General features: G+C 62.7%; 6 protein-coding genes. 5 read left to right on the top strand and 1 reads right to left on the bottom strand.

Annotated features, from left to right (window positions below):
* Positions 1-262 precede the first annotated feature (262 nt).
* Entirely contained in the window at positions 263-1,720 is a 1,458-nt protein-coding gene (dacB, locus tag GIW48_RS01805; protein ID WP_026013537.1) for a D-alanyl-D-alanine carboxypeptidase/D-alanyl-D-alanine endopeptidase, read from the top strand.
* A gap of 1 nt (position 1,721) precedes the next feature.
* On the opposite strand, the gene GIW48_RS01810 is transcribed toward dacB, so the two are convergent.
* Positions 1,722-2,501, bottom strand: a complete 780-nt coding sequence (locus tag GIW48_RS01810; protein WP_017135179.1) for an IclR family transcriptional regulator — start codon at positions 2,499-2,501, stop codon at positions 1,722-1,724.
* Positions 2,502-2,621: 120 nt separating this feature from the next.
* Here GIW48_RS01810 and hmgA point away from each other — a divergent pair, with 120 nt between their 5' ends.
* From hmgA to GIW48_RS01830, 4 genes are all read left to right on the top strand, one after another.
* Positions 2,622-3,905 carry a homogentisate 1,2-dioxygenase gene (gene hmgA / locus GIW48_RS01815; RefSeq protein ID WP_017135178.1) on the top strand — a complete coding sequence of 428 codons (1,284 nt, stop codon included), beginning with the start codon at positions 2,622-2,624 and terminating at the stop codon, positions 3,903-3,905.
* A 3-nt stretch (positions 3,906-3,908) separates the two neighbouring features.
* Positions 3,909-5,195 (top strand): fumarylacetoacetase, encoded by a 1,287-nt coding sequence (gene fahA / locus GIW48_RS01820; protein ID WP_138451815.1) that lies wholly within the window; start codon positions 3,909-3,911, stop codon positions 5,193-5,195.
* A 12-nt stretch (positions 5,196-5,207) separates the two neighbouring features.
* The gene (maiA, locus tag GIW48_RS01825) at positions 5,208-5,843 is read left to right on the top strand and encodes a maleylacetoacetate isomerase (protein WP_017135176.1); all 636 of its coding nucleotides are present in this window, start codon (positions 5,208-5,210) and stop codon (positions 5,841-5,843) included.
* 137 nt (positions 5,844-5,980) lie between these two features.
* On the top strand, positions 5,981-7,351 hold the full coding sequence (locus GIW48_RS01830; RefSeq protein WP_236462861.1) for an MFS transporter: 1,371 nt from the start codon (positions 5,981-5,983) through the stop codon (positions 7,349-7,351).
* Positions 7,352-7,538: the final 187 nt, after the last annotated feature.

Below are 7,538 nucleotides of genomic sequence, written 5' to 3' on the forward strand. Positions count from 1 at the left end.
TGTGGCGAGGGAGCTTGTTGTGGCGAGCGGGCTTGCCCCGCGTTGGGCTGCGTAGCGGCCCCAAAACCTGGCACAGCGTGAAGCCTGAAAAAATGCGGTGGGCTTACTAGGGGCCGCTACGCAGCCCAACGCGGGGCAAGCCCGCTCGCCACAACAGCCCAGCTCCCACAACAGCCCCGATCCCACAACAGCCACGCTCGCCACAACGGCAATGAGCTGGTAGCGTTGCCGCCACTGAAGGCTTTGCGGGAAAACGGTACTGATGCAGTTGGGTCGATGGATACACACCAGCGCGATGCTGGTGGGCTTGAGTTTGTTACTGGGCGGTTGCGCCACGCCTTCGAAGACGGCCACCGGGCACAGCCTCGACCAGTTGCTGGCCGACCCGGCGCTGCACGGCGCCTCGGTCTCGCTGATGGTGCGGGACGCCAACAGTGGCGCCACGCTGTATCAGCACAACCCGCGCACGCGGCTGGTGCCGGCTTCCAACCTCAAACTGCTGACCACGGCCGCGGCCATGGATGTGCTTGGGCCGCAGTACCGTTTCGCCACGCAACTGCTGAGCAACGGCATTCGCCAGGGCGACCGCTTGACCGGCAACCTGTACCTGCGCGGCCTGGGTGACCCGACCATTCAGTTCGCCGATTACCAGGCGTTGGCGGCGCAGTTGGCCAGCCAGGGCGTGCGTCAGGTGCAGGGCGACCTGGTGTTTGACGACACCTGGTTTGACGCCGAGCGGCTGGGCGTCGACTGGTCCCATGACGATGAAACCACCTACTACGGCGCACAGATTTCGGCGCTGACCGTGTCGCCCAATACCGATTTCGATGCTGGCAGCGTGCTGGTCACCGCCAAGGCGCCAGCGCGGGCCGGGCAGCCTGTGAGTGTCGACATCTTCCCGCCAACCAACTACCTGCAACTGAGCAACCGCGCGGTCAGCGGGCCGGGCAACACCTACGGGATCAACCGTCGCCATGGCACCAACCTGCTGCAGCTCAGTGGGGCCGTGGCGCCGGGGCGACAGAGCGAGCAGTTGGTGAGTGTCTGGGAGCCAACGCAACTGGTGGCCAACCTGTTCGAGCAAGCGCTGGCGCAGCAAGGCATCACGGTGCTTGGTCGTCGAGTGATGGGCGGTGCCAGCCCGGTTGCGGTGACGGTACTGGCCGAGCACAAGTCGGCGCCGTTGCAGGAATTGATTACGCCGCTGCTCAAACTTTCGAACAACAACATGTCCGAAGCCTTGCTCAAGGCCATGGGCCGCCAGACGGCCAACAGCGGCACGGCGGCGGCGGGTGCGGTGGCGGTGGCCGGGTTTCTCAAGCGCCAAGGGCTGGATACGGCGACATTGAGCCAGGTCGATGGTTCGGGGCTGTCGCGGCGTAACCTGGTGTCGTCGCAAAACCTCACCGACCTGCTGCTGGCCGCGAGTAAACAGCCGTGGTTCAACGCCTGGTACAACGCGTTGCCGATTGCCGGCAACACCGACCGCATGACCGGCGGCAGCCTGCGGTATCGCCTGCGCGGCACACCGGCCGAGAACAACCTGCATGCCAAGACCGGCTCCATGGGCGGCGTGTCGTCCTTGAGCGGTTACATCACCGATAGCAAGGGGCGCAAGCTGGTGTTCTCGATGCTGAGCAACAACTACGTGGTGGGTGGCGCTCAGGTCAAAGCCGTGGAAAACCGCGTGGCGCTGGCTTTGTCAGGCTGGGACGAGTGATTCAGGGCTGATAGCCCATGCGCCAACTTACGGCCCGAGTCGCCGCCAGCAAGTGCTGCGCTGCCGGGCCGTCTTCATCGGCATGGAACAGTGAGGTGGGGCCGACCACGGTCATCACCGCCGCGACGTGCCCGACCGCATTGAACACCGGCGCCGACAACGCATCCACGCCGGGCATCAGCAAACCATGCACAAAGTGCAGGCCACGGCTGCGGATCTGTTCGCAGGCGCTGGCGTAAGCCTCGTCGTCCGCCAGGGCATGGGCAGTCCCGGCCTGAATCTCGCGTTCGCGCAATTCCACGGTTTCCCGCGACGGTAAATAGGCGCTGAACACCAGCCCGGTGGACGAGCTGAGCAGCGGCAGCACCGAACCCAGCTGCGTCACCACGGTGACGGCGCGCACCGCCGGCTCGATCTGCACCACGGTCGCACCCTGGTTGCCCCACACCGCCAAAAAGCAGGTTTCATTCAATTCGTCACGCAGTTCTGCCAGCGGCATTGCGCCGACTTTCAACACATCCATGCTGCCCAGCGCTGCCAAGCCCACGCGCAAGGCCTCGCGACCCAAGCCGTAATGGTTGGTGGCGGCGTTCTGCTCGGCGAAGCCCGAGGCGATCAATGCCTGCAAATAGCGGTGGACCTTGCTCGCCGGCATCTGCACATGGTCGGCCAGGCGCGACAGCGAAGTGGCCGGGGACAGCTCGGCCAGCGCCTTGAGGATATCGGTGCCCACTTCGGCCGAGCGGACTTTCTGTTTACCGGTGTCGCGGGGCTTTTCCATGGAAGGGCGAGAATCCGAGAGATGAATGGGCGTCTTTATAGCTTGACGGTCGATAGTGATCAAATTACGTTATGCGTAACTGGATTACGATAAAAACAACTTCCGCACAGAGGATGATCCATGAACCTCGAATACCTGTCGGGCTTCGGCAATGAATTCGCCAGCGAAGCCCTGCCCGGCGCGCTGCCCGTCGGCCAGAACTCCCCGCAAAAAGCCCCCTACGGCCTGTACACCGAACTGTTCTCCGGCACCGCCTTTACCATGGCGCGCAGCGAAGCCCGCCGCACCTGGCTGTACCGCATTCAGCCATCAGCCAACCACCCGGCGTTTATCAAGCTGGAACGGCAATTGGCCGGTGGGCCGTTGGGCGCGGTGACGCCGAATCGCTTGCGCTGGAACCCGCTGGATAGTCCAAGTGAGCCGACCGACTTTGTCGACGGCCTTGTAGGCATGGTCGCTAACTCCGGGTCGGAAAAACCCTCAGGCATCAGCATCTACAACTACCGCGCCAACCGTTCCATGGAGCGGGTGTTCTTCAACGCCGATGGCGAACTGTTGATCGTCCCCGAGCAGGGCCGTCTGCGTATCGCCACCGAATTGGGGGTGCTGAACGTCGAGCCACTGGAAATCGTGGTGCTGCCCCGTGGTTTGAAATTTCGCATCGAACTGTTGGATGCGCAGGCTCGCGGCTATGTCGCGGAAAACCATGGTGCGCCACTGCGCCTGCCAGACCTTGGGCCGATCGGCAGTAACGGCCTGGCTAACCCGCGTGACTTCCTCACGCCGGTTGCGCACTACGAAGACAGCAAAAAGCCGACCACGCTGGTGCAGAAATTCCTCGGCGAACTCTGGGCCTGCGAACTGGACCATTCGCCGTTGAACGTAGTCGCCTGGCACGGCAATAACGTGCCGTACAAGTACGACCTGCGCCGCTTCAACACCCTCGGCACGGTGAGTTTCGATCACCCGGACCCGTCGATTTTTACCGTATTAACCTCGCCCACCAGTGTGCACGGCTTGGCCAACCTCGACTTCGTGATCTTCCCGCCGCGCTGGATGGTGGCCGAGAACACCTTCCGTCCGCCGTGGTTCCATCGCAACCTGATGAACGAATACATGGGCCTGATCCAGGGCGCCTACGACGCCAAGGCCGAGGGTTTCCTGCCGGGTGGCGCGTCGCTGCACAGCTGCATGAGCGCCCATGGCCCGGACGGCGAGACCTGCACCAAAGCCATCAACGTGGACCTGGCGCCGCACAAGATCGATAACACCATGGCCTTCATGTTTGAGACCAGCCAGGTGCTGCGCCCGACACAGTTCGCCCTTGAGTGCCCACAACTGCAACCTTCCTACGACGCGTGCTGGGCCTCGCTGCCCGCCACCTTCAACCCGAACCGGAGATAACCGATGACTCAGCCAACCTTTACCCGCAGCTGGGTAGCCTCCGCCAACGGCCACCGCGATTTCCCCTTGCAGAACCTGCCGCTGGGCGTGTTCAGCATCAATGGCTCGGCGCCGCGCAGTGGCGTGGCGATTGGCGATTCGATTCTCGACCTGCACGCCGCGCTGGATGAGTTCGAAGGTGAAGCACGGCGTGCCGTTGAAGCCACTGCCGGTGGTCAACTGAACGCGTTTTTTGAACTCGGCCGTGGCCCGCGCGTAGCCTTGCGCGAGCGCCTGCTGGAGCTACTCGCCGAAGGCAGCAAGCTGCACACCCGTGAGGCGCAGGTGCTGCACCGCGCGGCTGATTGCCAGATGCATCTGCCGGCAAAAATCAGTGATTACACCGACTTTTATGTGGGCATCGAACACGCGCAAAACGTCGGCAAACTGTTCCGTCCCGACAACCCTTTGCTGCCCAACTACAAGTACGTGCCGATTGGCTATCACGGCCGCGCCTCGACCATTCGCCCCTCGGGCACGGACGTACGTCGGCCTAAAGGCCAGACGCTTCCGGCCGGCCACACCGAGCCCACCTTCGGCCCGTGCGCGCGCCTGGATTATGAGTTGGAACTGGGCATCTGGATCGGCCAGGGCAATGCCATGGGCGACTCGATTGCCATTGGCGACGCCGCCGAGCATATCGCCGGTTTCTGCCTGCTCAACGACTGGTCGGCGCGGGATATCCAGGCCTGGGAATACCAGCCGCTCGGCCCGTTCCTGTCGAAAAGCTTCATCACCAGCATCTCGCCGTGGGTGGTCACCGCCGAAGCGCTGGAGCCGTTCCGCAAGGCCCAACCGGCACGCCCCGAAGGTGACCCGCAGCCGCTGCCTTACCTGCTGGACACGCGTGACCAGGCCGCTGGCGGTTTCGACATCGAACTGGAAGTGCTGCTGACCACCGCCGCGATGCGCGAGCAAAACTTGCCGGAACACCGCCTGACCCTGAGCAACACCCAGCACATGTACTGGACCGTAGCGCAAATGGTTGCTCACCACAGCGTCAATGGCTGCCAGTTGCAGGCCGGTGACCTGTTTGGTTCGGGCACTTTGTCCGGGCCGCAGCCGGGGCAGTTCGGCAGCCTGCTGGAAATTACCGAAGGCGGCAAAAAGCCGATTGAACTGGCCTCCGGCGAGGTGCGCAAGTTCCTTGAAGATGGTGACGAAATCATCCTGCGCGCCCGTTGCAGCCGTGAGGGGTTTGCCTCCATCGGTTTCGGCGAATGCCGTGGCACTGTGATCGCAGCACGCTAAGAGGGCAGGGCGATGGAACTCTATACCTACTACCGTTCTACGGCGTCGTACCGGGTGCGTATCGCCCTGGCACTCAAGGGGCTGGACTTTACCGCCGTGCCGGTGAACCTGCTGGTCCCGCCGGGCGGTGCGAATCGCCAGCCGGCGTACCTGGCGATCAACCCGCAGGGCCGCGTGCCGGCGCTGCGTACCGATGAGGGTGAACTGTTGATTCAATCACCGGCAATCATTGAGTACCTGGAAGAGTGTTATCCACAGGCGCCGCTGCTTTCCAAGGACTTGGCGACCCGCGCCCATGAGCGCGCGGTGGCGTCGATCATTGGCTGCGATATACATCCGCTGCACAACTCCAGCACGCAAAACCTGCTGCGCAAATGGGGGCATGACGAGGCGCAAGTGCTCGAGTGGATCGGGCATTGGATCAGCCAGGGCCTGGGCGCGGTGGAGCAGTTGATTGGGGATGAAGGCTTTTGTTTTGGTGACCAGCCGGGGATGGCGGATGCGTTTCTGATCCCGCAGTTGTACGCGGCTGAGCGTTTCAAGGTGCCGTTGGGCGCGTACCCACGCATTGGACGCGTGGCGGCGCTGGCGGCGCAGCATCCGGCATTTGTGCAAGCGCATCCGGCCAACCAACCCGACACCCCCTAAATCAATGTGGGAGCTGGCTTGCCTGCGATAGCGGTCTATCAGTTGATCATTCGCTGGCTGACACACCGTCATCGCAGGCAAGCCAGCTCCCACAGTTTGATCCGCGTCATCCTTATAAAAATAACAGGTACCTTGCGATGCACAATCAGATTGCCAGCTTTCGCGCGGCACTCGACGCCCGTCCGGTGTCGCGCTACCAGTGGTTGATTCTCCTGTTGCTGGCGCTGCTGCTGGTAACCGACGGCTATGACGCCCAGGTGCTGGGTTACGTAGTGCCGGCATTGGCCAAGGATTGGGGGCTGGAAAAAGCCGCGTTCGGCCCGGTATTCAGCGCCAACCTGTTGGGCCTGACCCTGGGTTCGTTATTGGTAACGCCGCTGGCCGACCGCTTTGGTGTGCGCCGTATCCTGCTCGCCTGCGTGCTGATCTACGCGAGCCTCACCGTGCTGATGGTGTTCGCCAACTCCCTGACCACACTGATGGCCGCGCGGTTTATCTGCGGCATTGGCATGGGCGGCGCGATGCCCAGCGCCATGGCGTTGATGTCGGAATATTCCCCGCCGCGCATGCGCACCTTGATGGTGACCCTGGCCGCCTGCGGCTTCTCGTTCGGCGGCGCGGCGGGTGGGTTTGTAGCCGCAGGTTTTATCGAAGGCTACGGCTGGCAGGCGGTGTTTCTGGCAGGCGGGGTGACGCCGTTGCTGCTGTTCCCCTTCCTGGTGTGGTTGCTGCCTGAATCCTTGCCGCGTTTGCTGCGGGATGCGCCGCCGTATGCGCGACTGCATAAGGTTACGGCGCGCATGCTGCCCGACTGGCAGCCGCCGCTGGCGAGCGAGGCAGAGAATCTTCAGGAGCAGGGCAGCAAACTCACGGTGGTGGAGCTGTTTCGCAACGGCTACGCGCGTCCGACCATACTGATTTGGGCCACTTTTTTTGTCAGCCTGATCCTGCTGTATTTCATGATCAGCTGGCTGCCGACGCTGTTGCTGGAAAGCGGCCTGACGTTGAAGCAAGCAAACCTTGTGACCTCGATGTTCCTGTTTGCCGGCACTTTGGGCGCCATCGGCATGGCCTGGTTTGCCGACCGCCTGAAAAGCAAAGTGCGGCTGCTATCCGGCGTGCTGGCGGCGGCTGCGGTGTGCACGATTTTGCTCGGGCTGAACCACGACAACCCGCGTTATCTGGTGGCCTGTGTGTTCGCGGCCGGCTTCTGCATTATTGGTGGGCAACTGACCCTCAACGCCTTCGCCAGCAACTTCTATCCGGCGCATGTGCGTGCTACCGGCACCGGCTGGGCGTTGGGCGTGGGGCGCTTTGGTTCAATCCTGGGGCCGTTGTTTGGCAGCATGTTGCTGGCGATGCATATTCCGGTGGAGCAGATTTTCTTCTTCTGCGCGATTCCGGCGGTGATTGCGGCGCTGCTGATCATTCAAGTGCGCTCGCCTGGCTCCAACGCGCCGCAGGGTCCATTGCACAGCGATATTCTCAAGGCGCCGGCCAATCATTGATTCAACGCAGATCAAATGTGGGAGCTGGCTTGTTGTGGCGAGCGGGCTTGCCCCGCGTTGGGCTGCGAAGCGGCCCCAAAACCTGCCACTGCGGTGTGTCTGGAGAAATGCGGTGACTGTCTTGGGGCTGCGCAGCAGCCCCAAGACAGTCACCGCATTTCTCCAGACACACCGCAGTGGCAGGTTT

This window comes from Pseudomonas sp. PA-6-3C, from assembly GCF_021605825.1.
GTDB classification, from domain to species: domain Bacteria; phylum Pseudomonadota; class Gammaproteobacteria; order Pseudomonadales; family Pseudomonadaceae; genus Aquipseudomonas; species Aquipseudomonas edaphica.